This window comes from Streptococcus cristatus AS 1.3089, from assembly GCF_000385925.1.
GTDB classification, from domain to species: domain Bacteria; phylum Bacillota; class Bacilli; order Lactobacillales; family Streptococcaceae; genus Streptococcus; species Streptococcus cristatus_B.
Window position 1 is genome coordinate 68,785 of the sequence record NC_021175.1, and the last position, 26,631, is coordinate 95,415.

Below are 26,631 nucleotides of genomic sequence, written 5' to 3' on the forward strand. Positions count from 1 at the left end.
GGGTGAGTTGAGTCTGGTTTAGATTTTAAGGAGTTACGTAGAAAACCAGTACAACCAGAATCTTACTCTAAGCCAGTTTAGTCATTGTTTAGAGTAAGGCTGTAAAGAACATGCAAAAAATCCAACAGGTTTCTGCTGGATTTTATTGATGTCTACGGTAATAACCGTTAAGTTTGTGGTTTTCCCAGTAACTATTGAAGATTTTTTCCTTTCTCTCTCGATCTATTTCTAGGAAAAAGGCGTAAAGTATGTCAATCATCAGCAACATTGGGAACTGAGCTGAGATTCGTTGGATGAACTGGGGTTTATTTTGAATTGCAACTGGGATGATTTCTGAAAAATCTTCTTTAATCAAATCAGGCTGGCCAGTGATTAACACGGTCTTGGCTCCCATGCCCTTAGCATCAATCAGGCTGTCAATAATGGATGGGGTTTGACCTGAAAGAGAAAAGCCGATTACTAGGCAGTTTTTGTCTAAAATGCTCGTTGTCCAAGCAAAGCCATCCGCATCTGTCAGAGCTTCACAAATAACCCCTAAGCGCATGAAGCGCAGTTTCATATCGCGAGCGACAAGCCCCGAGCTTCCCGTGCCAAAAAAATAGACACGATCTGCTTTTTCAATCAGCTGGGCTACGCGCTCCAATCTTTTTTCGTCAATCAAGTCCTCGGTTTGTTGCCGAATTTGAATATAGTTGCGTAGCACTTGGCGGGACGAATCATTTTTTAGATTTGTATGCTCCGTTTTGCTAATTTTTAGCTGTTGGAGATATTGGAAGTTGAACTCCCGATAGCCCTTAAAGCCACATTTTTTTGCAAAACGAGTCAAGGCCGCCTGTGAGATGTGCAAGGTTTGCGCTACTTCGAGGGAGGACAGATCCCCTCCTATATCGGTCGGATTCAAAAAATAGTCGGCAATCCGCTTTTCGACATCGGTCATAGTGTCGTAACAGCTTTCGATGATGGCCAAGATATTTTGCTGGTGTCTCATGGTGGGTCACTTTCTTTGGTCAAAATAATAAAAACGTATTTTCATTATAACATAGTTTAGCGGAAATAAAGCGTTTACAAAACCGATAATTGTCAGATCTGGCTTTCCATTAAAGTATGAGCAGACTGTAATCTCAATATTTATAGATATTATGACCGCCTTTTTCTGAAGAGGTATTTCCTAAAGTTTGCGTCGGATGAAAAAAAAGTGATATAATTTACACAAGTAATGTTCCAAGTTTGGATCTGAAGCAAGGGAGATAGGAGCTGATGGCAAGTGTAGCTTCCAATCTGTTCAAGCCTTTTTATCCAGCTTTTGGAAATCAGTAGAGCTAGATTGTGAGGTTTTTTATGCGAATCAATGAACTAGGCCAGCCTATTGGGGAGGGGTTGCCGGACTTTAAGCCGGGAGATCTGCCCAAGCTGGAGCGAATAGAAGGTCAGTATGTCGTCATCGAGCGGTTGTCCAAGGACAAGCATGGAGTGGATTTATACGAAGTATATGGTCCGGATTCTCCTGCTGACATGTGGACCTATCTCTTTCAAAATCCTGTTCAAAGTCAGGGTGAGTGGTCGGCCTTGCTAGATCAGATGCTGGCAGCTCAGGATCGTTTCCACTATGCCATTGTGGACAAGGAGAGTGGCAAGGCGCTGGGAACCTTCGCTTTAATGAGGATTGACCGAGGCAACCGTGTCATTGAAGTGGGGTCTGTGACCTATTCGCCCAAGTTGAAGCGCACCAGACTGGCTACGGAAGCTCAATATTTACTGGCTCGCTATGTCTTTGAAGAGCTGGAGTATCGCCGCTACGAATGGAAATGCGATGCACTCAATCAGCCCTCAAGGCGAGCGGCAGAGCGGCTTGGTTTTACCTACGAAGGCACCTTCCGTCAGGCGGTTGTCTATAAGGGGCGCAACCGAGACACTGATTGGCTCTCCATGATTGATAAGGACTGGCCAGCTGTCAAGAGTCGTTTGGAGAAATGGCTGAGTCCAGACAATTTCGATGAAAAGGGACAGCAAATAAAAGCCTTGTCTGAGTTTTAACATTTGATTGAGAGTGGGCCAGAAATCGGTAATTCGTTAGAATTCGAGTTCGTCGTCCCACCTCCGCACAGTTGAGTAGGGCTGTAAAAGCTGATGAAATCAGCCTAGTAGAGCCCACTCAACCACTGCGTCTTGCTCGACATCCAAAGACAATTGAGAGGCTAGGACTTTTGTCCCAGACTCTTTTTGCTTTTTAATTTTGATAAAAAGCGGGAATTTTCTGATAAATTTTGATATAATAAAACGAACTACAGATAAAGGATGAGAAAGAATGACTTTAGTTTATCAATCAACGCGCGACGAGAAGAATAGAGTAACAGCCAGTCAGGCGATTCTGCAAGGTTTGGCGACAGACGGCGGTCTGTTTACGCCCATTACCTATCCGCAGGTCGATTTGGACTTTGCCAAGCTCAAAGACGCTTCTTATCAGGAAGTAGCCAAGCTGGTTTTGTCTGCTTTTTTGGATGATTTTTCTGAAGCGGAGCTGGACCACTGTATCAACCATGCCTACGACAGCAAGTTTGATGATACGGCGATTGCTCCTTTGGTCAAGCTGGATGGTCAGTACAATCTAGAGCTTTTCCACGGAGCGACCATTGCCTTTAAGGACATGGCTTTGTCCATCTTGCCTCACTTGATGACAACCGCAGCCAAAAAGCACGGCTTGGAAAACAAAATTGTCATTCTGACAGCAACTTCTGGCGACACAGGTAAGGCGGCTATGGCAGGCTTTGCGGACGTTCCTGGGACAGAAATTATCGTCTTTTATCCCAAAGACGGTGTCAGCAAGGTCCAAGAGCTGCAAATGACGACGCAGACAGGTGCCAATACGCATGTGGTTGCCATTGACGGCAACTTTGACGATGCCCAGACCAATGTCAAGCACATGTTCAATGACACAGACCTACGAGCTCGTCTCTTGGAGCACAAACTGCAGTTTTCATCAGCCAACTCTATGAATATCGGCCGTTTGGTGCCGCAGATTGTTTACTATGTCTATGCCTATGCTCAGTTAGTGAAGACGGGAGAAATCACAGCAGGCGACAAGGTCAACTTTACAGTTCCGACAGGTAATTTTGGGAATATCTTGGCGGCCTACTATGCCAAGCAAATCGGTCTGCCAGTTGGCAAGCTGATTTGTGCGTCGAATGAAAACAATGTCCTGACAGACTTCTTCAAGACCCAGGTTTATGACAAGAAGCGGAGCTTTAAGGTGACGACTAGTCCATCCATGGATATTTTAGTTTCCTCTAACTTGGAGCGCTTGATTTTCCATCTGTCTGGTAACAGCGCTGAGAAAACAGCTGCCCTAATGGCGGCTCTCAATGAGCATGGACAGTATGAATTGACGGACTTTGACGCTGAAATTTTAGAGCTCTTTGTAGCTGACTATGCGACAGAGGCAGAGACAGCAGCTGAGATCAAGCGGGTCTATCAAACGTCTGACTATATCGAAGACCCTCATACTGCCGTTGCGTCTGCTGTCTATCAAAAATACTTGGCAGAAACAGCTGATCAGCGCAAGACTGTTATCGCATCTACCGCTAGTCCTTATAAATTCCCAGTCGTGGCTGTTGAAGCTGTGACCGGTCAGGCAGGACTCAGTGACTTTGAGGCTTTGGACCAACTGCACGAACTTTCTGGCGTAGCCCTGCCACCAGCTGTGGATGGCTTAGAAACAGCCCCAGTGCGTCATAAAACGACAGTCGCTGCAGACCAAATGCAGGCAGCAGTCGAGGATTACTTAGGATTATAAAGTTTGCTTAAAAAGACTAAAATCAGCTGGATATCTGGCTGATTTTTTAGTATCGTGGAGCCTTCAATCTTTTTGCAGTCCAAGAGCTTGGCAATCTCTAAGATAGTTCTCTCACATACAGAAGAAGTTGTCATGTTATTTATGCTATACTAGAGTTATAAAGTTAGTAAACTTCGCTTGTAGTAAGCGGGTGGTTCTTACTGCTTAGTTATTTATTTGAATTTGGAGATAAAATTGATTCTGCCTACTATAATGGCCTGTATGAGCTTGATCAAGTAGGAGAGATTCCTTGTGGATATTGCAAAGGAATCGATTGGTATTCTAGAAAGGATTTGTTATGAACGAAACTATCGTCAATGAAACCATTAAAATGGTCGATAAATTTTTAAGTTTGGTCACGATTGATTTGGCTGACGATCTTGACAGACAGTTGGCGGCAGCCTATATTTTCGGGATGTTAAACGGAAAGGCGCAAAAGGATTCCATTAGTCCAGAAAATGTCCAAGCCTTGATGATTCGTATCGGTATTGAGAAGCTTCAGTATGCTCCCGAGGTAGCCTTTGAAATGACACAGTTTGTCATCAATGCGACGGATAAGGAATTTCACCCAACGGTTCATGCGATTATCCACAGAGGTCTAGAAGGCTACTTCCTATATTCCGACAGTCAATTTGGCGCTCTCTCAGATGATTTTGATGATATTGTTCAAGTAGTGAAAAGTTAATATTTACAGGGACTACATTTGATTTTATAATAGGACTTATTTCATCAGTTTTCAAATCGGAGGATAAAATGGAAAAACAAATTAATGAAAAAATTGCGTTTTTAAATAAATACACGCTATCTTCTGAGAAAAAAGTAGAGTTTATAACCGATAAATCTACTATTTTGAATGCTCCTATTCCAGAATATTGGAAAAAGGCATTTGTAACGAGAGATATGAAAGAAAGAAAATCAATTATCCTCTCAGAATGGAAGAAATATGATGCACAAGAATTAAGGAATACTATTCTTTATTTGCAAACTTATTTAACTAATATTGAGTTGATGAAAATCGGAAATGAATATTCTGTTTTGTATACTATTCTTGGTTTCAAAACTAAAATGGAATTTTTCTATGAGGGGAAAAATCCAGTAACTGAACAAGAATTTAAGGAAAAGATAAAGTATCCGATAGAAAAAATTGATAATAGTATTATTGATTTCTATACGAAAATTCATAATGGTTTTTATGATTTTACTAGTAAGAGTATGGGATTGGATGCTTTGAAAGTCATTAATCCAGTTTCTGATTTTGAATGGGAATATGAAGACCAATTGGATATGGATTTGACCTCTTGCTATAACTTTTTCAGTAACGGAATGGGGACCTATGTGGTACTTGATTTAAACCAAAATCTGGAGACAGGAGCTTATCTTTGGTCCACCAAAGAGCTTCCCCAAGGAAACTTAAATTTTTGGGATATCATTGATGAATGGATTATCATTGGACTGGATTTTTAAGTTTTTGAATTAAAATTGAATGACCAAACGAGGCAACCTGAATTAGTTGTTGATTTAGATACAAACCAAGTTGTACACTTTAACTTTACTAATAGGTAGGAAAATATGTTTAAAATAATAAAAAAGAGTATAATCAGCAAGAGGAGTTAATATATAAAACAGATACAAAGGAATTAATAGCTACGCCAACAATAAATAGCGATATTACTTTTAGTTTTATATATTTATTTTTAGGTTTTAATTCAGAAAATATGGAATCCACTCAATTTTGGGGTTATCATAACGACTTTTCTTGGATTAAAAGAAGTTTGGTGTCTCCTAAATCTGATAAAGGTGTTATTATTACAGATAATGGCATTAATGGGGGAGATAGTTTACGCATTGACTATGCTTACAATTGGGAAACATATTATGATGAGCAATCAGGTTGGCTTAAAATTGGCTCTGAAATTTTGAGTGAAGATCTTAGCTATGTTGAATTTTTCAGAAACACTATTGCTGGTATTGATAGGTGCGGTAATATTCAAGAATTTTGGCTTAAACCTAAATTTAAATGATATTAAACTAATTAGTCTCTCCAAGAATATGGATTTTCCTGATACGAATAATTGGTCTTCAATTACAGATTGGTTGACTGATTTGTCTTGGATAGAGGGAGGCAACTATACTTTTATTTTCAAAGATTATGATTTCTTTTTTTGACTAATGATGATGAGAAATAGTAAACTTTTAAATGGTGAAGAACTTCTTCCCGATGGAATCAAGTATAAAGAGTATGATGTTTATCCATATCAAAAAGGAGTGCCAAGAGGAACGGAAAGAATTGTTATAGGTGAAGATGGATCCATATGGTATACTCAAGATCACTATCAAACTTTTATAAGAATAAAATAAGGGGAATATAATGTCAAAGAAATTTAATAATAGAACATTTAGAAAGATAGAAGAAATTTATAGCGTTTATTTGCCTGACGAATTTAAAAAAGTTTATGGAAATATGGAGGAACTTCCTGAAAACTGGTATGATTGGAGTGATTTTTCACCTCAGAATGTTAAGGTGTTGAGTAATTATATACAAGTAATAAAAGAAAATATAACAGAAGACATAGAATATGTTGATTGGAGCGATAATTGGGGAGAAGCTCCAAGCAATTTAGAACTTACAAAAGGAGAAATACTAAGTTGTTTAATGAATTCCCCAACATTATTGCCCATTTTTGGTCATCGGTATATTGCATCATGTAATACTCCAATTTCGCCTGTATTTTCAATTGTTGGTTCAGATATCATTTATTATTCAAAAAGCCTAACTGATTATTTCCATGGAATCACAGTCAGCAGAGAGACAAATCTATCTAATTTACCCCAAATTCCTTTTTGGTCCGATATTGCACAGTAAATGAAGATGTTTTTTCCGTGATTCCAGATGAAGAAATTTTTTCCGCTTCGTAGAGTTACTCGACTTGCTAGGGGATGATCAAGAGCCTGATTTATCTAATTTTCTAGGTAGCGAATTCGGAAAATAGTATCTAATGTTCTTGTCTATAAAGTGAAATGGAGGATAAAATGTTAGAAAACTTTGTAAAAGTGGCGGATATGCCCCAAGAAGTTATTGAAAAATACAAAGATCAAGTCCCAGCTGAGTTAGTTCAAATTTGGCAGGAAGATGGTCTGGGAACTTTTCTTGATGGTTATCTAAAAGTCATCAATCCAGATGACTATCTTGAACTTCTCCAAGATAGTTATTTCAGAGGAGATGTCGCTTTTCCTATGTTCGTAACAGCATTTGGAGATATTATTACATGGGAAGAGAACGCCTACGTGGGAATTGTCCAATATAATATTCAAGATTTAGATATTATTTGTAAGGGTCTGGATTTATTCATTCGATTTTTAGATAACGAATATATTACAAAGAAATTTGAACTTGATTTATATAGACAAGCTGTAGCAAAACATGGTCCCCTGCCTTATGACCAATGTTTTGGTTTTGTACCGCTCCTAGCATTAGGAGGTTTTAAAGATGTGGACCATATGGATAAGGTAAAAACCTTGGAGCACATTTACCTCATGTACCAGCTTACAGGCGGAGTGTTTGACGATTGATAATAAGTAACCACCCTTTGGGGTGGTTTTCTTGTAGTTTGATAAAAGCTTGTACATACGGTTTATGGTATACTTGGATTATAGTGAAACGATGTTAAAATCCAAATCGGAGGATAAAATGGAAGAACAAATGAATGAAAAAATTGCGTTTTTAAATAAATACACGCTATCTTCTGAGAAAAAAGTAGAGTTTATAACCGATAAATCTACTATTTTGAATGCTCCTATTCCAGAATATTGGAAAGATGCTTTTCTAACTGATGATTTAGACGATAGAAAAGCAGTTATTCTAGGAGTTTGGAGGAAATATCTTGCAAGGGAATTGAGCAATACTATTCTTTATCTACAAACATACCTGACTGATATTGAGTTGATGAGAATTGGAGAAGAGTATTCTATTTTGTATACCATTCTTAGTTACAAGACTCAAAAGACAGCTTTCTACGAAGGGAAAAAACCACTATCTGAATCAAATTTTGGTGAAAAATTTGATTGTCCAGTTGAAAATATAGATAAAACAATTGTAGACTTTTACACAAAAGTTCATAATGGTTTTTATTACTATCCGAGTAAAACAATGGGCTTGGATAGCACTGAAAATATCGATTCCATGGCTGATTTTGAATGGGAATATGAAGACCAGCTGGAGATGGATTTGACCTCTTGCTATAACTTTTTCAGTAACGGGATGGGGACCTATGTGGTACTTGATTTAAACCAAGATCTGGAGACAGGAGCCTATCTTTGGTCCGCCAAAGAGCTTCCTAAAGGAAACTTAAATTTTTGGGACTTCATTGATGAATGGATAATCATTGGTTTGGATTTTTAAAAAGAAACGTGTCTCAACTAGGTTGAGTATGGGGAGGATTTGCCAGACACAACTTAGCAAACTAGAAAGAGGAAAATATGGAAAAACAAATTAACGAAAAAATTATTGAGATCGTGCATCAAGTAAATGATATGATTCCAGTTGAGTGGGATGATTTGTATATTGTAATCGAGATGGACAAGACCTACAGTGGAGGAGCTTATTTCTTTTTCAAATATAAAAATCAATATCGTTACCATCTTGAAATGTCAGAAGATTTTGGTCTATCAATGGTGGAAGTTTTAAACGAAAATAAGGTTTTATTTAAAAAATCAGAAGATCTGAAAAGAGTGTTTATTGAAAATGACTTGGCAGATTGGTATATTTGTATCATTCATTTGGATGAAAATAATAAGTTATCAGTAGACTTTGACTACGCGCCGTGGTTAGAAAGTGGTTATGGGCCAAGTGCACGTATGGATTTCTTTGAGTATAAATATTTAGGCAAGCAACCAGCGAATGAAAAAGAGCTTGAACAGTTCAAGGCCATGGAGACCTTCCAGCAGGAACATAATGGAAAATAGTTATTTCTAAGACGTTGGAAACGCTCTAGTCCAGTAGCAGGTGAGGTAAGTGATTGTGATGTTAAATAATTTGAAATGTTTTGGTAAACTTTCTAATTTTGAGATAAATGAACTGGAACAAAGGTTAGACTTGAAGTTTCCATCGGATTATAAAGAATTTTTATCCCTTTCAAATGGTGGTCATGTAGAGAATGGATATATGGTTATTCAGGCACCTAGCTTGACAGATGAGCTAGTCATTAATTTCTTTCTGGGCAAAAATGAGGATAAGAATATTGATCTAGTTTCCTGGAATCATGACTTTAATGATGAACTTCCAGCGTCCACTTATATTTTTGCGGTCGAATATGGTGGAGGTATGTTTATCCATATTTTGGAAGGAGCGGATAGAGGTATTTATTTTTGGGACAGTAATTTTGGTCTTCCAGAAACATCTGATGAAGAGAATGTATTTTTATTGGCAAATACCTTCTCAGACTTTCTAGCAATGATAAAAGTTGAAAAGGAATAAGTTCAGCGCCACCCTCGAGGTGGTCTTCTTATTAGCAGAAGAAGTTCTCATTTTATTTATGTTATACTAGAATCATATAATTAGCAAAGGTCATTTTAAGTTTTGAAGAAGTAAGCTTGAAAGGTGGCCTCGAGCTATCAGAGAATATCAATATAAAAAGTTATCAGACCAGATTAGTGAGGTGATTGAATGGTTAAGTTTTCAAAGATTGATAAACAACTGGAAAAAGAGCTTAAACAAGCAGTTCGTAATGCTGCGAAGCGATTGAAATTTAAATCAAGAAGTAAAAATGTTTTTGATAGAGTAGGAGACTATTTCGTACGTTACATGATTAATATTAATTTCCCAGATAATAAGTTTCGTCTAATCATTCGTCCTTATATCAAACCCTATGTTATTGATGATATTTTTTGGGAAGTCTTTGATATGGCGAGTAATTCTCAAGCACCTAACCAACTAAGATCGCCGAAGAAGACTGGACGATGGAGGATCTCGACCTAGAAAAGGTTGAAACCAAGGTTTTCGAAGTGCTCTCAGAGACCCATGAAGAAGTCTTAAAACTAATAAATAGCTTCTCAACTTTTGAAGATTCTTACGCTTATGCAGTTGAAAATTCGCCAAATCCTGCCCGTCATGACTTGATGGGAATGCTGTTAATGATCCACCGGGAGCAGTATACAGAGGCACTCCGAATGGCCGAAGGTTTGATCGCAAAGCGTAAATTCGGAGGATCCCAAAATAAGGGTAAATGGATTAATGAATATATCGTTGATTATTGTAAAGAAAGGCTTGAGCTAGACAGTGGCATCTAAGCCCAGTTTTCACTTGAAATTAACACAAGCAAATCGGAGGATAAAATGGAAAGACAGATTAATGAAAAAATTCGTGAGATTGCACAGAGTGTTAATGAGACAATACCAGTAGCATGGGATAATCTTTTTATTAACATAAGTTTAGCTTTTGATGGGGGAGAGGTATATTATTTCTTTAATGAAGAGGGGGAAAATGAGTATATCTACAATCTCTATATTCCAAAGCGGTATGGTATTCCTAATTTAGAATTTCAGAATCAAGAAAGACGCACCTTTAGATTGGCTTGGGAGTTGAGAGAAATCTTTGAGAAAGAAGGCCAACCTTTGTGGACTTCTTGTACGATAAAGGTAATTGGCACGAAATTATCTGCTGAATTTGACTATGCACCTTGGAATGAAAGTGATTATAGTTCAGGTCAACAAATGGACTTTTTTGAATATAAATATCTCGGAAAGCAACCAGTTAACGAAAAAGAACTTGAGCAGTTCAAGGCCATGGAAGCCTTCCAGCAGGAGTATAATGGAAAATAGAATGAATTAGAATTTTTGTGTGAATAATGACTTATAAAAAAATCATAAATATTGCCTTGCCAGCTATGGCAGAGAACTTTTTGCAGATGCTTATGGGAATGGTCGACAGCTATCTGGTGGCTAGTCTGGGGCTGATTGCCATTTCTGGTGTCTCGGTGGCCGGCAACATCATTACGATTTATCAGGCGATTTTTATCGCCCTGGGTGCTGCTATTTCCAGTCTTATCTCTAAGAGTCTGGCTCAGGGAGACAAAGAGCGTCTGGCCTATCATAGAGCTGAAGCCATCAAGTTGACGCTGCTTCTGAGTGCTTTCTTAGGCCTGCTTTCTCTGTTCTTTGGCAGGCAGATGTTGGATCTTCTGGGGACGGAAAAAGCGGTAGCCGAGGCTGGTGGTCTGTATCTAGCTCTGGTTGGTGGGACTATTGTCCTGCTGGGCTTGATGACCTCCTTTGGAGCTCTGGTGCGGGTCACGCGCAATCCTCGATTTCCCATGTATGTCAGTCTTCTGACCAATGTCCTCAACGCCCTTTTTTCAGCTCTGGGCATTTATGTCTTTCGGCTTGGGATTGTCGGTGTAGCGCTGGGAACAGTGCTGGCTCGCTTGGTTGGGGTGATGATTCTCTGGCGGGAGCTGGATTTGTCTACAATTCGCTGGAGTTGGGGGTTAGATGGAGAGCTCCTGCGCCTGTCTCTGCCGGCTGCTGGAGAGCGGCTCATGATGCGGGCGGGCGATGTGGTGATTATCGCCATTGTGGTCGTCTTTGGGACGGATGCAGTAGCGGGGAATGCCATCGGTGAAGTCCTGACTCAGTTTAATTACATGCCGGCTTTCGGGGTCGCGACAGCAACCGTCATGCTGGTAGCCCATGCGGTTGGTGAGGGAGATATGCAAGCGGTCGATCTGATTCGTCAGCGGGCCTTCTGGCTGTCTTTTGCTTGCATGCTGCCCTTGGCTTTAGGGATTTTCACCCTTGGTCGACCGCTGACCTTGCTCTATACGGACAATAGCGGAGCAATCACAGCTAGTCTTTCAGTTATCCTCTTTTCCCTGCTGGGAACTCCCATGGCAGTGGGAACCATTATTTATACAGCGGTTTGGCAGGGGCTGGGCAATGCCAGACTGCCCTTTTATGCCACGACTATTGGCATGTGGCTGATTCGCATCGTTGCGGGTTATGTGCTGGGAGTGACTTGTGGCTTGGGTCTGCCGGGGGTCTGGGCTGGGACGCTCTTGGACAATGGCTTCCGCTGGCTATTTTTAAAGGTTTTATTTGACAGAAAAATGAGGGAAATTGCATGACAAAAGCGTTTATTTGGGATTTGGACGGCACCTTGCTGGACTCCTATGATGCTATTTTGGCGGGGATTGAGGAAACCTATGCCCACTATGGTCTGGACTTTGACAGGGCAAGTATTCACAGCTATATCCTAAAGCACTCTGTCCAGAAGCTTTTGGAAAAAGTAGCGTCTGAGAAAGGCCTAGATGCTGCCGAGATGAATGCCTTCCGTGGAGCAAGCCTAAAGGAGAAGAATGCTCAGGTCTATCTGATGGCAGGAGCTGCGGAGATACTGTCCTGGGCTGAAGAGCAGGGCATTGCCCAGTTCGTCTATACCCACAAGGGACTCAATGCCCATCAAATCTTGCAAGACTTGGGTATCCATGATTATTTCACAGAAATTGTCACGACAGCTAACGGCTTTGAGCGCAAGCCCCACCCAGAAGGTGTCGACTATCTACTAGAGAAGTATGGTCTGGACAAGCAGGAAACCTACTATATCGGCGACCGGACGCTGGATGTGGATGTTGCCGTCAACAGTGGCATCCAGAGCATTAACTTCTGTGACTACCGACCAGAAATTAATCAGAAGATAGAGAAGTTGGTGGATATCAAGCAATTATTTACAAGATAAAAAGAGGCTGGGACAAAAGTCCTAGCCTCTCAATTGTCTTTGGATTGTCGATCAAGACGCAGTGGTTGAGTGGGCTCTACTAGGCTGATTTCATCAGCTTTTACAGCCCTACTCAACTGTGCGGAGGTGAGACGACGAAATCGAATTCTAACGAATTACCGATTTCTGTCCCACTTCTTCTTTTTTCTTTTACATATGCTCAATGTGAAGTTCTAGCAAGAACTCAAGAGCCTCGGGAGTACAGTTCTTTTTTTCAATAGGGAAGCCGACATTTGGCCCCAACATGATATAAAAATCTTCCTTGGTATTAAAAACTTTGACGATATCATTATAGCTATAAAGAAACTCTCCTCGTTTGCTTTTCACAGAAAAGTTATCTTTCTCAAATATAAGAGTTTGCTCCATATCCTTCCAGTAAGGAGTTTTTTGATAGGCTTTCTTTATCTGAAAGTCCGTGCCAAAGTACATTACTGGGAATATAATCAAAGATGCAAATAGCACGGTAAACACAGAGAATCGCTTCAGTTGCTCAGGTATAAAGGTTAGATAGAGAGCCAGAATTCCTATCAAAATGAATAGATTCAGCAAAAATCTTTTCCCGCGTAAGAAAACAGACCATGCAAATCGTTGATACACTTCCTCAGTTACAAGAGTTGGAATGGTTATTGGGAACATGCTTCACCTCCTAGTTTTTATTATTATACCACACAGGATTGATAAGATGTAGGGAATGTTGCGACTAAACTAGATGAAGCAAGAGACTTTTAGAAAATGGGAGTGATTTTTCGGTTTTATTTATGTATTTTATGGGAATTTGATATTTTTTATATTATAATTACGACATAACGATCATAACAAGGAGAAGTTATTATTAGTAATGAAAAATAAAATAACTTGGAAAAATTTTGAATCTATACATAGCGGTGTAACAGATACTTTTGAACAATTATGTAGGATACTATTTAAAAGGCAATTTTTAGATAATACTTCTGTCTTAACTTCAAGTCCCAATCATCCAGGAATTGAAGTTTCACCTATTTATAGTCCTAAAGAGAAAAGAATGATTTCTTTCCAGGCAAAATATTTTCTTAATAGAGTAGATTATTCTCAAATTCAAAAATCAGTAAACAAAACTATCGAAAAATATGCTGGTCAACTTAACGTCTTCTATCTATACTGTAATAAGGATTTAACATTAACAAGTAAAAGTTATAAAAGAATTGAATCAACTTTGAAGAGTGCTGATATTGAACTAAGGGTTATTAGCAATAATGAAATTCTAACTCAGGTTGCGCAGTATACCGATTTACAATCCTTCTTTTTTGAGAATCACATAATAACGAGAGATTGGTTTGAAAACTATAATCAATTATCATTTGATTCATTAGGTATGAGGTATAATCCGGGGTTCAATGTTGAAACCGAAACGGATGAAAAACTTCATCTTTTTACTAGAAAGCAAAAAGCTATTGATAAAATTAATAGTAAAAAAATAGAACTAATCAAAGAGCTAGATACGCTTTATAACTTAAGAGAAAGTCAAATAATTCCTAAAATTAAGGAATTTATTAATAGCCTAGGAGATGTAACAATTGAAAATATTGATGAGTGTTTGGATTGGAATGCTAAGGTTAATCGAAGTTTTAAGTCAGAACTTGAAGAATTAGCTAAAAATAGGGAAGAACTAAAAATTAAAATAGGTCAAACTAGCGATTTGTCTCAGGAGAGTCGTAATAAAATCTTCAGTAAGGTACGTGATATAGATGGATTGATAAATTATTTATATTGGTTTGGTTGTTTAAAACAGGAAGAGGCCCTTATTAGTAATAAAATTCTTGTTGTCACTGGTGAAGCAGGTATGGGTAAAACTCAATTACTCGCAAATTCTGTAGAGGAAACAATGAGTGAGGATGGGTATGCACTTCTTTTGTTAGGCCATCACTATTTATCTAGTAGTGATATTTCTAAACAAATTATGGAGAAATTTGAATTAAATTATGAATTTCGTGAATTTTTAGATATATTGGATACTCTGGGAGATGTTGAGAATAAACATATTTATATTTTTATTGATGCAATCAATGAGACTCCAAATAGAAGTGTGTGGCAGACTGGTTTATCAAAAATTACTTCAGAAGTATGTAAGAGAAAACATATTAAACTTGTACTGTCTGTAAGAACAGGGTATGAAAAACTCGTTTTTGAAGAAAAAATGATAGAGCGACTAAACAGTGGGGAACTTTTAAGAATTACGCATCATGGTTTTCAAGATGATTCTGTAGTAGCAATTAAAGAATTTCTAAATTTTCACAATATTCCATTTTCGCCATCTGAGTTATTAAACTATGAGATGACAAATCCGTTGTTTTTAACTTTATTCTGTAAAACATATAATGGAGAAGAATTAAATCTTTTTCAAATGTTTGAGCGTTTTATTACTTTAATTGATGAAGAAATTCAGAAAGCCTTAGGTATTCCGGATTCGGGTAAAATATTAAAAAAATTATTATTAGAAATTGCCGAATGTCAACTTAGTAATAGCAATAATTATCTTGTTGAGGAAGACCTATTTCAAATGAAATTTTGGTCATATTACGGCATTCAGAATAAATCATACTTTCTTTCTTTTCTCCTGAAATCAGGTTTAATGATTGGTAATGTACGTCAAGATAAAGAAGTGTATTCCTTTGGGTATAATCTATTAGAGGATTATCTTAAAGCTCAAAAGATTATGGAGTTTCCGTTTAATAAGAAAGAATTAGAGTCTTATCTTGAAAAAGAGTTATTGAAAATTGAAAATGGAGAGATTCAAAATAACAATAACATAGATACTTTTTTCTTTGTATCTTGTTTCTATTTTAAAAAATATGATGAAGACTGTATAAAGTTGATTGAAAAGATTTCTAACGAATATGATTGTTATGATTTAGCCAACAGATATTTAAAGAGCTTTTCTTGGCGACCAGTAGATACAGTAAGTAGAGAGCTTTTTAGAATTATTGCAAATAATTACCCTACAAATTATCAAGATGTTTTCAATGTTTTAATCGAAAATGCGATTAAAGAAAACAGCCCTATAAATTCTGAGTACTTACATGAAATTCTTTTTCCTAAGCAGTTAAATAAACGCGATAGTCTTTGGCTACCATTTATAAATAATTTAACAAATGAATATGAGAGAGTTTTTCAATTGATTTGCCTTTTTGATGAAGGTAATAAAATTGATTCCCTTTCGAAAGAGAAAATTAAGTTGCTTTTAATATTGTTCACATGGTTGCTAGCTTCTTCAAATAGAAGGTTACGTGATATAACATCAAAAGCAATGATTGAAATTTTGAAGAATAATTTTGAGTTTAGTGAATATCTATTACAAAAATTTGAAACAGTTAATGACCCTTACATTATTCAAAGATTATATGGCATTGTTCTTGGTGCCTGTACGAAAAAAGAAATTCCATATGAAAATGAGTTTCAATCTTTAGCAGAGTTTATCTATTCAAGTATATTTGATAAAAAATTCAACTATCCAGATATTTTACTGAGGGATTATGCAAGATTGATTATTGAAAGATATTTATTTGAATTTCCTAAAAATAGTGTCAAAATAGACCGTTTAAATATAATTCCTCCTTACAATTCTAAGCCGATTCCTATTGTTACTCCTAGCACCTATAGTAGCTCGGATAGTAAAAGAGGAGGCTTTGACAGAATAGATACTTCTATGAGACCAGAAGGTGTCGGTATGTACGGTGATTTTGGAAGATATACTTTCCAATCAGCACTAAATCGGTTTAAGAACGTTGACATTGAGAATCTATATCATTATGCAATGCAATATATTCGAGATGAGTTAGGATATTCAGATGAATTGTTCACTGAATATGACATTTCATGCGGGCACCCTCTTGATAGAGGAAGAAATCACACTATTGAGAGAATTGGAAAGAAATACCAATGGATTGCATTTTATAATATTCTAGCAAGGGTTTCAGACCTTCATAAGTTAAAGGGTTGGAGTAACTCATCTGATGAGGAATATAAAGGTGCTTGGGAACCATATGTTAGAGATTTTGATCCTACTTTAAATTGTCATTTCATGCTTCCTTTAGAATCACTTCCGAAATTCACTATTGAATATAATGAAAACTTTATCGAAGATACAGGAGTTAATAACCAACAAATTAATGAGTGGATTTTACACAAAACAAGTTTGTTTGATATGCCTTTAATTTATAAAGATAATAATGGGACAGAATGGGCATTGCTTTATCAACATAAAGAAATTAAAAACCAAAAAGATGAAGCTTCTGATACATTTTCATGGTTTTGTGAAGGTCATCAGAGAACGTGGAGAATTATTGAAGCATATTTTGTAAAAAACAGTGAATTCGATTCTTTAAAATCTAATTTTGAAAAAAGTGAGATGTTCAAAAATGGAATACAGTCTGAAGTAACCTCTCTATATCAGATATATAACAGAGAGTTCCCATGGTCACCAGGTGTGAAAGAAATTGCAGAAGATTCTTGGTTCAACTATAATGTAGAAACTGGTGAGGAAGAAATTAAACGTCAAAAAGTTTTTGATTTCATTCAATCTGGTGAAGAGGTTGAACTTGTTGAAAAAGAAGAGTATGTTACTGTTAAAGAAAAAAAGACACTTGCCAAACTTTTACCTGCTCATATTCATTTTTGCTGGGAAGAAGAATATGATGCTTCTAAAAAAGAAACAATTTCATTCGATATCCCCTGTCCAGAATTGCTTGACAAGTTACATTTAGTTCAGAAGAAGTATGATGGATATTTTTTTAGTCAAGATGGAGACTTAGTAGCTTTTGATGGTGAACTAACAAATTCTATAAATGGATTAATTATCAGAAAAGATTATCTTGATAAATTTTTACAAGAAAATGATTTAAGTATATTTTGGAATTTTGTTGGAGAAAAACAATACTTTACAGAATCTCCACGAGACCAATATTACAGTCGCTGGAAGGGCTTTCTCTGGATGGTTAATTCTGAAATTCAATCAAATATTGCTTTAGATGAGCAGAAACTAGGGAGTACTGATTTTTAACCTAATTGAAACTTGATTTAATTTTATTTCATATGAAGAATGCTGAATTTATGGCTTTGGGGTGTTGCTTGATGTGTGTTATAATAAACCTATGGAAAAAAAGAACAAATTACTATTAATTGACGGTTCGTCCGTTGCTTTTCGCGCTTTTTTTGCGCTTTATAATCAAATCGACCGCTTCAAGAGTCCATCGGGTCTGCATACTAATGCTATTTATGGCTTCCACCTCATGCTCAATCATCTCTTGGAGCGCGTGCAGCCGACTCATGTCTTGGTAGCTTTTGATGCTGGTAAGACGACTTTCCGGACCGAGATGTACGCCGACTACAAGGCTGGTCGGGCCAAGACACCGGATGAATTTCGTGAGCAGCTGCCTTTTATCCGAGAAATGTTGGACTACTTAGGCATCCGCTACTATGATCTGGCTCAGTACGAGGCGGATGACATCATCGGAACCTTGGACAAGATGGCTGAAAAGACGGCTGTGCCTTACGATGTGACTATTGTCAGCGGCGATAAAGATTTGATTCAGCTGACAGATGATAATACCGTGGTGGAAATTTCCAAGAAAGGCGTGGCCGAGTTTGAGGAATTTACCCCAGCCTACCTCATGGAAAAGATGGGTATCACACCGGAGCAGTTCATTGACCTCAAGGCACTGATGGGTGATCAGTCGGATAATATCCCCGGCGTGACCAAGATTGGCGAGAAAACCGGCCTCAAACTCCTCTTGGAGTATGGCTCTCTGGAAAATCTCTATGAAAACATTGACCAGCTCAAGGCTTCCAAGATGAAGGAAAACCTGATCAATGACAAGGACAAGGCCTTTTTATCAAAAACCCTAGCTACCATCAATACTCAGGCTCCGATTGAAATCGGACTGGATGATTTGGTGTATAATGGTCCGCAGCTAGAGGCCCTGAGCAAGTTCTATGACGAGATGGGTTTCAAGCAGCTCAAGGCTCAGCTAGGAACGACTCAGGAGCCAGTAGAAGTCAAACCAATTGAATTTACCAAAGTGACTGAGGTGACAGCGGATATGCTGGTACCAGAGCAATTTTTCTATTTTGAAATCTTGGGCGACAACTACCATAAGGAAGAGATTGTTGGTCTTGCCTGGGGCGATAGCCGTCAAATTTATGTCGGCACCAGCGATTTACTGCAGCAGCCTCTCTTTCAGGAATTTTTGACAAAAACAGCTCTGAAAACCTACGACCTCAAGCGGACCAAGGTACTGCTCAGTCATTATGGCATCGAACTGCCAGCAGCATCCTTTGATGCGCGCCTGGCCAAGTATCTGCTTTCGACGGTCGAGGATAATGAGCTGGCGACTATTGCTCGCCTCTACGGCCGAACAATTCTGCCGACGGATGATGAGGTTTATGGCAAGGGAGCCAAGCGCGCTCTGCCAGAACAAGAGCAGCTCTTTGAGCATCTAGCTCGTAAGGTTCAAGTACTGCTGGAAACAGAAGAGCCTATGCTGGAACAGCTCCGTGCCCACGACCAGCTGGATTTGTTGCTTGAAATGGAACAGCCCCTGGCCTTTGTCTTAGCCAAGATGGAGATTGCGGGGATCAAGGTTGAGCGGGAAACCCTGCAGGGCATGCAGGCGGAAAATGAAAAAACGCTGGAAAGTCTGACCCAAGAGATTTATGATCTGGCTGGTCAGGAGTTCAATATCAACTCACCGAAACAGCTGGGAACCATTCTCTTTGAGGATATGGGCTTGCCACTGGAGTACACTAAAAAGACCAAGACAGGCTACTCGACAGCGGTGGATGTGCTGGAGCGTCTAGCTCCCATTGCACCGATTGTGTCTAAGATTCTGGAATACCGTCAAATCAGCAAACTCCAGTCCACTTATATCATCGGACTGCAGGAGGCGATTGCAGCTGACGGCAAGATTCACACTCGCTATGTTCAGGATTTGACTCAGACGGGCCGCCTGTCCTCGGTTGACCCTAACTTGCAGAATATCCCTGTTCGTCTGGAGCAAGGGCGTCTCATTCGCAAGGCTTTTGTGCCAGAGTGGGCAGACAGCGTACTACTCAGCTCGGATTATTCCCAGATTGAGCTGCGGGTGCTGGCTCACATTTCGCAGGACGAGCATCTGATTGCTGCCTTTCAGCATGGAGAAGACATTCACACGGCTACAGCCATGCGAGTCTTTGGTATTGAAAAGGCAGAGGATGTGACGCCTAATGATCGCCGCAATGCCAAGGCCGTTAACTTCGGAGTCGTCTATGGAATTTCCGACTTCGGTCTGGCCAATAACCTCGGCATTTCCCGCAAGGCTGCCAAAGATTATATTCAGACTTATTTTGAGCGTTTCCCAGGAATCAAGAATTATATGGAAACCATTGTCCGTGAAGCGCGTGATAAGGGCTATGTAGAGACTATTTACCATCGCCGTCGCTCTTTGCCGGACATCAATTCCCGCAACTTTAACATCCGAAATTTTGCAGAGCGCACAGCCATTAACAGTCCAATCCAAGGCTCCGCCGCAGACATTCTCAAAGTCGCTATGATCAATCTAGATCGAGCACTGACAGAGAAGAATTTCAAGTCTCGCATGCTCTTGCAGGTGCACGATGAAATAGTGCTGGAAGTGCCAAATGACGAGCTAACAGCCGTCCGCCAGTTAGTCAAAGAAACCATGGAAGCTGCGATTGAGCTGGCCGTTCCACTAGTAGCTGATGAAAATGCCGGCCAAACTTGGTACGAGGCAAAGTAAGACAAGATACAAAGATCGTCAAAAAACGACTGAAAATCAGGAATCTGGACGAAGGAGTCATGCTCATAGAACGGATTATATATTTCCAAGGTTTTAGCTCGTATTCAGTTTAAGATATCAAGGGCCTAAAACACAAAGTGAAAATAGAAAGCTGACACAGAGAGTGGGACAGAAATCGGTAATTCGTTAGAATTCGATTTCGTCGTCCCACCTCCGCACAGTTGAGTAGGGCTGTAAAAGCTGATGAAATCAGCGTAGTAGAGCCCACTCAACCACTGCGTCTTGCTCGACAATCCAAAGACAATTGAGAGGCTAGGACTTTTGTCCCAGCCTCGAGGGAAACCACTTTTTTGTACCGTATTCAGCTAAGTTATCATTGTTAAAAAGTTAAAAATTATTTATAAACAGGAGGAAGCTTATGACTTACCATTTTCAAAATCCCAGTGACGGCGTTGTCAAGCGCTATTTAGAAACCAGCAAGGTGATTGCTGTTGTCGGTCTATCAGACCGTGAGGAAACAACCAGTAACCGTGTGTCCAAGGAAATGCAAGCGCGGGGCTATCGTATTATTCCAGTCAACCCGCGAGCAGCGGGCAGTCAGATTTTTGGTGAAACGGTTTATGCCAGTCTCAAAGACATTCCTTTCCCAGTGGATATTGTCGATGTTTACCGTCGTAGCGAGTTTTTGCCAGATGTGGCGCGTGACTTTCTGGAAGCAGACGCCAAGATTTTCTGGGCTCAGTTGGGATTGGAAAATGAAGAAGCTGAGCAGATTTTGCGGGCAGCTGGTCACGACGATATCGTCATGGATCGCTGCATTAAACGCGAGCATACCCGCTTGATTCTAGGCGAATAAATGGCCAAGTTAGTCATCATTCGTGGCAATTCCGGCTCTGGCAAGTAGAGTCTGGCTAAGAAACTGCAGGCACACTATGGTCGAGGGACTCTTTTGATTGCGCAGGACACAGTTAGACGGGACATGCTCAAGGAAAAAGTAGAGCCGGGCAACCTATCTATTGATTTGACGGAAAGCCTAGCTTGTTTTGGCTACGAACATGATTTGCTGGTCTTGGTAGAAGGTTTCTACGAGACCGATATCTATGGAGAAATGCTGGAACGACTACGGAATTTGTTTAATTCTCAGACTCTAGCCTATTACTATGATTTGACTTTTGAAGAAACCGTCCGCCGCCATCAGACCAGAGCCAAGCAGGAGGAATTCACCCCAGCCGATATGAGACGCTGGTGGAAAGATCGAGATTTTTTAGGTTGGCAAGAAGAATCGTTCTTTAGGAATGAAAATTCTTTAGAGGCAGCCTTTGAGCGGATTGTTCAGGATTTAGAGGAAATTTCAAAATAGAGGCTGGGATAAAAATCCCCCAGCCTCTATTTTGTTCGCTTTATAGGAAAGATTGCTAGAAGGATTGCTTTGAATTATTTTTTTGTATCGCTTTTTTGAACATTAAGTAAGTTGCTTTATATTTCCTTAATGCTTGATACTAGGGTGTTTATTGGTTTTTGTTTTTTCTTTGAATATGTTGGAGTTTCTTCCTTACTCCATAAATCACTGTACATGAAACTCTACTTTTTTTAATGAGTTCAGCAGGCAAGAAACTAGCACTATTTAAAAGTGCTTTTTTATTCCTAATTTAATAGGAAATAATTATATCATATCTTACTCTTTATTTCCATTTCATGCATTTGTATTGAATGTTTCACTAAATCGCGATACTTCCAAGTTGATACCAGGTAATCTAGTAACTCTTTATCATCTACCTTGAAATCTAATAGGAGTAATAACTTAACCTTGTATACGTTCTTTAGTATCGGTACACTATAAACTACTTCTACCCATTGTTCAAAGCCTAGTTTAGTTTTTTCAATTCATGTAAGTTCAGCGTTCATAATACTACTATATACTTATTGTTAATACAAAAGAAAAACCCTAGAAATTTTCCAAGGTTTTATATTATGATCGGGAAGAATACTAATTGAGTTTATAAACTTTTTCGCATGAATATCTTATTTTGTATTATTAGATTCAGATAGATTTTGCATAAGATCGTAAACGTTGATTGCCGGAATCTGTACATTTTGAATCCCAAACATCCCTGTTGTAGCTGATATATATGATCTGATGTATGGATATAGGATACTAATCATATTCGGGAAATACTTTTCAAAAACGTTCATATTTGACGTTTGATCAGAGTCAGTAAACATCCCTTGAACAACAATTTCAATATGAAAAGGTTTATTGTTTTCTACATAAAATTCATCAAATAACTCAACTGATAATTCTACAACACCTGAATGGATATCATCTTTGACTAATTTAGGTGTTGGTGATATCAAAATATCGACATCTTTTATCTCAGACAAATCAATTGCCTCGTTAATTGAATAATTTAAAGACTTGACTCTAACATTTTTTAAAATTAATTCACTATCTATGCTCATGCAGCATCACCTAATTTATTCATTTCTATATTTCTAATATTTGCAGAGTTACTACCTAATTTTGATTTAATTAAAAATTCAAAGTTGATTTGTTCAACACTAACTTTAGTTTTTATCTTTGGATATATACTTTGATTCAAATTAGATAAATATCCACTTGGTAATTGAGTTTCTTCGTATTTTTCAATTTGTCCATTTCTATATATAATAGATGGCTCTTCTTGGTCTACTTCAAAATGAACATCTGCACCATTTAAAAGCTTTATTAATTGTTCTCTACTTAACATATTTTACCTCCTTCATGTACCAATCGAATTAATTCTATATCCTCAAACGGGATTACGCTCTGATCAATAATACACAACTGATCAGATAATAAGTTAAAGCCAGCACCGTTTTCCTTCAAACTTGTTTTAGTTGAGTTAAAGGTTCTATGAACTGCTTTATATCCCTTGTTTTCTTTCAAAAACATATCAATCACTTTACAATTTTTTTCATGTATATCTTTAAATTTGATAGTTATTTTCTCTCTTTTCAAGGATTCAAAGAAATCTATAGCAAAATCATCAAGTTTGATAAGGTCTCTCTCAGTATTTAAATCTAATAATTCTGAGTTTTTTAGTTCAACCTCACATTTTAGCACTACTGGACTTGTTGCTTTATTAGGTCGATTATGCTTCGCCCACCATTCAGCCTTATCATAATCATTAATAAAAAAATAAACTCCTTGCCCTAACCAATGATTCGATCGATAGGTGAATTTAAATTCCTTAGAAGATTGGATTTGTTTAGAATTACTTTCGCCAGTACCATGGTAACATTGATATTTAATCAATTATCGACCTCAGTTCTCGCCACTAAATTATAAAATTGTTTTTATATATAGATTAATTTTCTATACACTATTCCAGTATATCATAAAACACTCATTACGTGTATTAATTTATTTATTTATTTTAGAAATATTTTTTCAATACCTTGATTTGATAACACAAACCTAACACACAGTTAAACGTTAGAAGATTGCTAGATAACCATATCTTACCTTTATTTGGTGCTTATAAGTTGGATAAACTAACTACTCCACTTATTCAAAATGTAGTCAATAAACTTGCTGACAAAACCAATAAAGGGGAAGAAGGCGCTTTTCTATACTACGATAGCTTATCTTAAAGCATTTTTTTGTAAAATGGCTCTTTCTTCTCAAAAAATTGGTACAATAAAAGAAAGCGTTTTAATCGAATGATGAGGTAGTAATGATGAAAATATCTTTAGAAGAAATCCAAAGAGTTGCCAACCAAGGCCCCTTCTATCCAGACTGGGATTCTCTTGCGACCTATCAAGTTCCCAACTGGTTCAAAAGGGCTAAGTTTGGGATTTTTATCCATTGGGGACTTTACAGCATTCCGGCCTTTGGGAGCGAGTGGTATTCTCGAAATATGTATATCCAAGGTACGGAAGTGTTTGATCACCATATCAAAACTTATGGACCCCACAAAGATTTTGGCTACAAGGACTTTATTCCACTCTTTACTGCCGAAAATTTTCATGCGGACGAATGGCTGCGCATCTTTAAAGAAGCGGGAGCCCAGTATATTTTTCCAGTGGCAGAGCATCACGACGGCTTTCAACTCTATGCCAGCCAGCTTTCTCCTTTTAATAGTGCGAAAATGGGACCAAAACGTGATATCTTGGGGGAATTGAGTCAGGCAGCTCAAAGAGAGCAAGTTCATTTTTGTACTTCCTCTCATCGGGCGGAGCATCACTTTTTCTTTTCGCATGGAAAGGAATTTACCAGTGATATTGCCAGCGAAGTTAGTCGCGAGGAGCTCTACTGGCCGGCCATGCCAGAGCCAGACCACCATGATTTGTTTGGTCAGCCTTATCCGAGTCAGGAATTTCTGGATGACTGGCTCCTACGTACCTGTGAGCTGGTTCGAGATTACCAGCCTGAGATTTTGTATTTTGACTGGTGGATTCAGCATGCCGCTTTTAAAGAGCACACGAAGCTTTTTGCGGCCTATTATTATAATTTAGGTGCGGCCTCTGGGAAGCCGACTAGCATTTGCTACAAGCATGATGCCCTGGCCTTTGGTTCGGGGATTGTGGAAGTGGAACGTGGTGGTTTCGCAGAGATCCAGCCTTTCACTTGGCAGACGGATACGGCTATCGCGCGAAACTCTTGGGGCTACACAGAGAACCTTGACTATAAGTCAGCTAAAGAAATCATCCAGACCTTGATTGATGTGGTGTCAAAAAATGGGAATTTGCTGCTCAATATCGGGCCAAAAGGAGACGGGGCGATTCCAGAAAAAGATCAAGAAATCTTGAGAGAGATCGGGGCTTGGCTCCAAGTGAATGGCCAAGCGATCTATGATTCACGCGCGTGGAGGCAATTTGGAGAAGGACCAACGCAGCCAGCTAGCGGGCCGTTTTCAGATGGAAGCGCCGTGATTTACACGAGTCAGGATTTCCGTTTCACGGCCAAGGGCGGAGCAATTTATGCCTTTTTGATGGAGCCTGCAGTAAATCAGTGGCTGACGATTCAGGCCTTGGCTGACGAAAGAGAAAATCCCGCTTCTCGCTTTCATGGCATCATAGAAGAGGTAACCTTACTAGGCTATGATGAAGCGCTCGAATGGGAACAAAGGCCCCAAGGTTTACGCGTCTTCATGCCGAGTGTAGTAGGCGACTTACCCTTGGTGTTGAAGGTCCAACTGCGTTAAATCTAGACGAAAAAAGAGAGTGGGACAGAAATCGGTAATTCGTTAGAATTCGATTTCGTCGTCCCACCTCCGCACAGTTGAGTAGGGCTGTAAAAGCTGATGAAATCAGCCTAGTAGAGCCCACTCAACCACTGCGTCTTGCTCGACAATCCAAAGACAATTGAGAGGCTAGGACTTTTGTCCCAGCCTCCTTTTACTTACTTAGTGATTTTAAATTTTCATAAAAGAGCACCCGAGCTGTTGTGATGTAAGGATAGGCCACGACACCAGCGATTCCCAGTGTGATACCAGTCAGGATATACCAGCCGATAAAGCTCAGATCCAGCAAGAAACGTTTCCACTTATAGCCTTTCATCATGCGTCTACTTTGCGCAATGATTTGCCAAGGCCCTTGGTAGGTGCCAGTGCTCAGCTGATCGTAAAGGATGAAGTCGGTCTGAGAGTATGCGTAGTTGGCCATCAGGAATACTGCCGTACCAGCCACGACGATAAGAGTGCCGAGAAACATCATGGGCGCATAGCTGACGATTTGCTCCACCTCAGGACTAGCAGCTGTTAATTGAGACCAATCGGATACTTTTCCATAAATAGCCAGCACCTTGTAACTGCTGAAAATAAGGAAAAATGAACCAACAAGACTGATAGAATTCCACAGCAAGAGGAGGATGCTTTTGGTCAGTTGTGTGATAAAAATCGGCGAAAAAAGCTCAGCAGAAAAGATTCGACCAATATCCGTAAAGCCAACCGTATCGCGTTTTTTCCGGACGACTTCCATCATGCTGAAGCTAGCAGATAAAAAGAGCAGGGCGATGATAAATTCTACGATTTGTGGAAAAATTTGACGACCAAAAATTACAATAAAGGCCTGATTGATCTCCAGCTGGGGGACAATTTCCTCTAAATGACGGTTGGGAGACAGATAGGTAGATAAGATGGTTACTAGAGTTGGAATGGCAAAGAGCGAGTAAATGCCGTTGGTTTGATTTCGGATGGTGCGTGCCTGGGCACGGATTTCGCTTAAATTCATACAGATCTCCATTTCATGATTTTTATTATACCACATATCGTGACAGACAAGAC

The 26,631-nt window shown here is 39.0% G+C and carries 28 protein-coding genes and 1 pseudogene; 22 read left to right on the plus strand and 7 right to left on the minus strand.

The window, feature by feature from the left end:
- Window positions 1-142: 142 nt before the first annotated feature.
- Window positions 143-988 carry a MurR/RpiR family transcriptional regulator gene (locus tag I872_RS00390; protein ID WP_015604219.1) on the minus strand — a complete coding sequence of 282 codons (846 nt, stop codon included), beginning with the start codon at window positions 986-988 and terminating at the stop codon, window positions 143-145.
- Window positions 989-1,338: 350 nt separating this feature from the next.
- Between I872_RS00390 and I872_RS00395 the strand changes: the two genes are divergently transcribed.
- The 16 genes from I872_RS00395 (at window position 1,339) to I872_RS00460 (ending at window position 12,557) form a co-directional block, all read left to right on the plus strand.
- Entirely contained in the window at window positions 1,339-2,034 is a 696-nt protein-coding gene (locus I872_RS00395; protein ID WP_015604220.1) for a GNAT family N-acetyltransferase, read from the plus strand.
- Between the two features lie 271 nt (window positions 2,035-2,305).
- Window positions 2,306-3,790 (plus strand): threonine synthase, encoded by a 1,485-nt coding sequence (gene thrC, locus I872_RS00400; protein WP_015604221.1) that lies wholly within the window; start codon window positions 2,306-2,308, stop codon window positions 3,788-3,790.
- A gap of 337 nt (window positions 3,791-4,127) precedes the next feature.
- Window positions 4,128-4,514, plus strand: coding sequence for an Imm48 family immunity protein (imm48, locus tag I872_RS00405; protein WP_015604222.1), 387 nt, complete (start codon window positions 4,128-4,130; stop codon window positions 4,512-4,514).
- A 68-nt stretch (window positions 4,515-4,582) separates the two neighbouring features.
- Complete coding sequence (locus I872_RS00410) at window positions 4,583-5,293, plus strand: hypothetical protein (protein ID WP_015604223.1); 711 nt, start codon at window positions 4,583-4,585, stop codon at window positions 5,291-5,293.
- A 251-nt stretch (window positions 5,294-5,544) separates the two neighbouring features.
- The gene (locus tag I872_RS00415) at window positions 5,545-5,850 is read left to right on the plus strand and encodes a hypothetical protein (RefSeq protein WP_015604224.1); all 306 of its coding nucleotides are present in this window, start codon (window positions 5,545-5,547) and stop codon (window positions 5,848-5,850) included.
- A 154-nt stretch (window positions 5,851-6,004) separates the two neighbouring features.
- Window positions 6,005-6,187, plus strand: coding sequence for a ribonuclease domain-containing protein (locus I872_RS12450; protein WP_200860790.1), 183 nt, complete (start codon window positions 6,005-6,007; stop codon window positions 6,185-6,187).
- A gap of 10 nt (window positions 6,188-6,197) precedes the next feature.
- Entirely contained in the window at window positions 6,198-6,692 is a 495-nt protein-coding gene (locus tag I872_RS00420; protein WP_015604226.1) for a hypothetical protein, read from the plus strand.
- Between the two features lie 167 nt (window positions 6,693-6,859).
- Window positions 6,860-7,399 carry a T6SS immunity protein Tdi1 domain-containing protein gene (locus I872_RS00425; RefSeq protein ID WP_015604227.1) on the plus strand — a complete coding sequence of 180 codons (540 nt, stop codon included), beginning with the start codon at window positions 6,860-6,862 and terminating at the stop codon, window positions 7,397-7,399.
- Between the two features lie 118 nt (window positions 7,400-7,517).
- Window positions 7,518-8,228, plus strand: coding sequence for a hypothetical protein (locus tag I872_RS00430; protein ID WP_015604228.1), 711 nt, complete (start codon window positions 7,518-7,520; stop codon window positions 8,226-8,228).
- Between the two features lie 77 nt (window positions 8,229-8,305).
- Window positions 8,306-8,791, plus strand: a complete 486-nt coding sequence (locus tag I872_RS00435; RefSeq protein WP_015604229.1) for an immunity protein YezG family protein — start codon at window positions 8,306-8,308, stop codon at window positions 8,789-8,791.
- Between the two features lie 58 nt (window positions 8,792-8,849).
- Complete coding sequence (locus I872_RS00440; protein WP_015604230.1) at window positions 8,850-9,302, plus strand: SMI1/KNR4 family protein; 453 nt, start codon at window positions 8,850-8,852, stop codon at window positions 9,300-9,302.
- A 189-nt stretch (window positions 9,303-9,491) separates the two neighbouring features.
- Complete coding sequence (locus I872_RS12105) at window positions 9,492-9,803, plus strand: hypothetical protein (RefSeq protein WP_231913943.1); 312 nt, start codon at window positions 9,492-9,494, stop codon at window positions 9,801-9,803.
- Window positions 9,785-10,114 (plus strand): hypothetical protein, encoded by a 330-nt coding sequence (locus I872_RS12110; RefSeq protein ID WP_231913945.1) that lies wholly within the window; start codon window positions 9,785-9,787, stop codon window positions 10,112-10,114. Before I872_RS12105 ends, I872_RS12110 begins: the two co-directional genes overlap by 19 nt.
- 45 nt (window positions 10,115-10,159) lie before the next feature.
- On the plus strand, window positions 10,160-10,645 hold the full coding sequence (locus tag I872_RS00450) for an immunity protein YezG family protein (RefSeq protein WP_015604231.1): 486 nt from the start codon (window positions 10,160-10,162) through the stop codon (window positions 10,643-10,645).
- 23 nt (window positions 10,646-10,668) lie between these two features.
- Window positions 10,669-11,946, plus strand: coding sequence for an MATE family efflux transporter (locus tag I872_RS00455; RefSeq protein WP_041826758.1), 1,278 nt, complete (start codon window positions 10,669-10,671; stop codon window positions 11,944-11,946).
- Window positions 11,943-12,557 (plus strand): HAD-IA family hydrolase, encoded by a 615-nt coding sequence (locus I872_RS00460; RefSeq protein ID WP_015604233.1) that lies wholly within the window; start codon window positions 11,943-11,945, stop codon window positions 12,555-12,557. The genes I872_RS00455 and I872_RS00460 overlap by 4 nt, the downstream gene beginning before the upstream one ends.
- Window positions 12,558-12,746: 189 nt before the next feature.
- Here I872_RS00460 and I872_RS00465 read toward each other — a convergent pair whose 3' ends face one another.
- Window positions 12,747-13,232, minus strand: a complete 486-nt coding sequence (locus I872_RS00465; RefSeq protein WP_015604234.1) for a YcxB family protein — start codon at window positions 13,230-13,232, stop codon at window positions 12,747-12,749.
- Window positions 13,233-13,434: 202 nt separating this feature from the next.
- Between I872_RS00465 and I872_RS00470 the strand changes: the two genes are divergently transcribed.
- From I872_RS00470 to I872_RS00485, 4 genes are all read left to right on the plus strand, one after another.
- The gene (locus I872_RS00470; RefSeq protein WP_015604235.1) at window positions 13,435-17,631 is read left to right on the plus strand and encodes an NACHT domain-containing protein; all 4,197 of its coding nucleotides are present in this window, start codon (window positions 13,435-13,437) and stop codon (window positions 17,629-17,631) included.
- A 91-nt stretch (window positions 17,632-17,722) separates the two neighbouring features.
- Entirely contained in the window at window positions 17,723-20,365 is a 2,643-nt protein-coding gene (polA, locus tag I872_RS00475; protein ID WP_015604236.1) for a DNA polymerase I, read from the plus strand.
- Between the two features lie 418 nt (window positions 20,366-20,783).
- The gene (locus tag I872_RS00480; protein WP_015604237.1) at window positions 20,784-21,221 is read left to right on the plus strand and encodes a CoA-binding protein; all 438 of its coding nucleotides are present in this window, start codon (window positions 20,784-20,786) and stop codon (window positions 21,219-21,221) included.
- Window positions 21,222-21,272: 51 nt separating this feature from the next.
- On the plus strand, window positions 21,273-21,725 hold the full coding sequence (locus tag I872_RS00485; RefSeq protein WP_231914012.1) for a P-loop NTPase family protein: 453 nt from the start codon (window positions 21,273-21,275) through the stop codon (window positions 21,723-21,725).
- Between the two features lie 308 nt (window positions 21,726-22,033).
- Here the strand turns inward: I872_RS00485 and I872_RS12455 are convergent, their stop codons facing one another.
- The 4 genes from I872_RS12455 to I872_RS00500 form a co-directional block, all read right to left on the minus strand.
- Complete coding sequence (locus I872_RS12455) at window positions 22,034-22,249, minus strand: DUF7720 family protein (RefSeq protein ID WP_231914027.1); 216 nt, start codon at window positions 22,247-22,249, stop codon at window positions 22,034-22,036.
- Between the two features lie 138 nt (window positions 22,250-22,387).
- Window positions 22,388-22,825 carry a protein-export chaperone SecB gene (locus I872_RS00490; RefSeq protein ID WP_015604239.1) on the minus strand — a complete coding sequence of 146 codons (438 nt, stop codon included), beginning with the start codon at window positions 22,823-22,825 and terminating at the stop codon, window positions 22,388-22,390.
- Window positions 22,822-23,112 carry a hypothetical protein gene (locus tag I872_RS00495; RefSeq protein WP_015604240.1) on the minus strand — a complete coding sequence of 97 codons (291 nt, stop codon included), beginning with the start codon at window positions 23,110-23,112 and terminating at the stop codon, window positions 22,822-22,824. The genes I872_RS00490 and I872_RS00495 overlap by 4 nt, the downstream gene beginning before the upstream one ends.
- The gene (locus tag I872_RS00500; protein ID WP_015604241.1) at window positions 23,106-23,660 is read right to left on the minus strand and encodes a hypothetical protein; all 555 of its coding nucleotides are present in this window, start codon (window positions 23,658-23,660) and stop codon (window positions 23,106-23,108) included. Before I872_RS00500 ends, I872_RS00495 begins: the two co-directional genes overlap by 7 nt.
- Window positions 23,661-23,818: 158 nt before the next feature.
- Here I872_RS00500 and I872_RS10715 point away from each other — a divergent pair.
- A pseudogene (locus I872_RS10715) lies at window positions 23,819-23,992 on the plus strand (N-terminal phage integrase SAM-like domain-containing protein); the annotation flags it as partial.
- Window positions 23,993-24,084: 92 nt separating this feature from the next.
- The gene (locus I872_RS00505) at window positions 24,085-25,551 is read left to right on the plus strand and encodes an alpha-L-fucosidase (RefSeq protein ID WP_015604242.1); all 1,467 of its coding nucleotides are present in this window, start codon (window positions 24,085-24,087) and stop codon (window positions 25,549-25,551) included.
- 193 nt (window positions 25,552-25,744) lie between these two features.
- Here I872_RS00505 and I872_RS00510 read toward each other — a convergent pair whose 3' ends face one another.
- On the minus strand, window positions 25,745-26,578 hold the full coding sequence (locus I872_RS00510; protein WP_015604243.1) for a DUF975 family protein: 834 nt from the start codon (window positions 26,576-26,578) through the stop codon (window positions 25,745-25,747).
- Window positions 26,579-26,631: the final 53 nt, after the last annotated feature.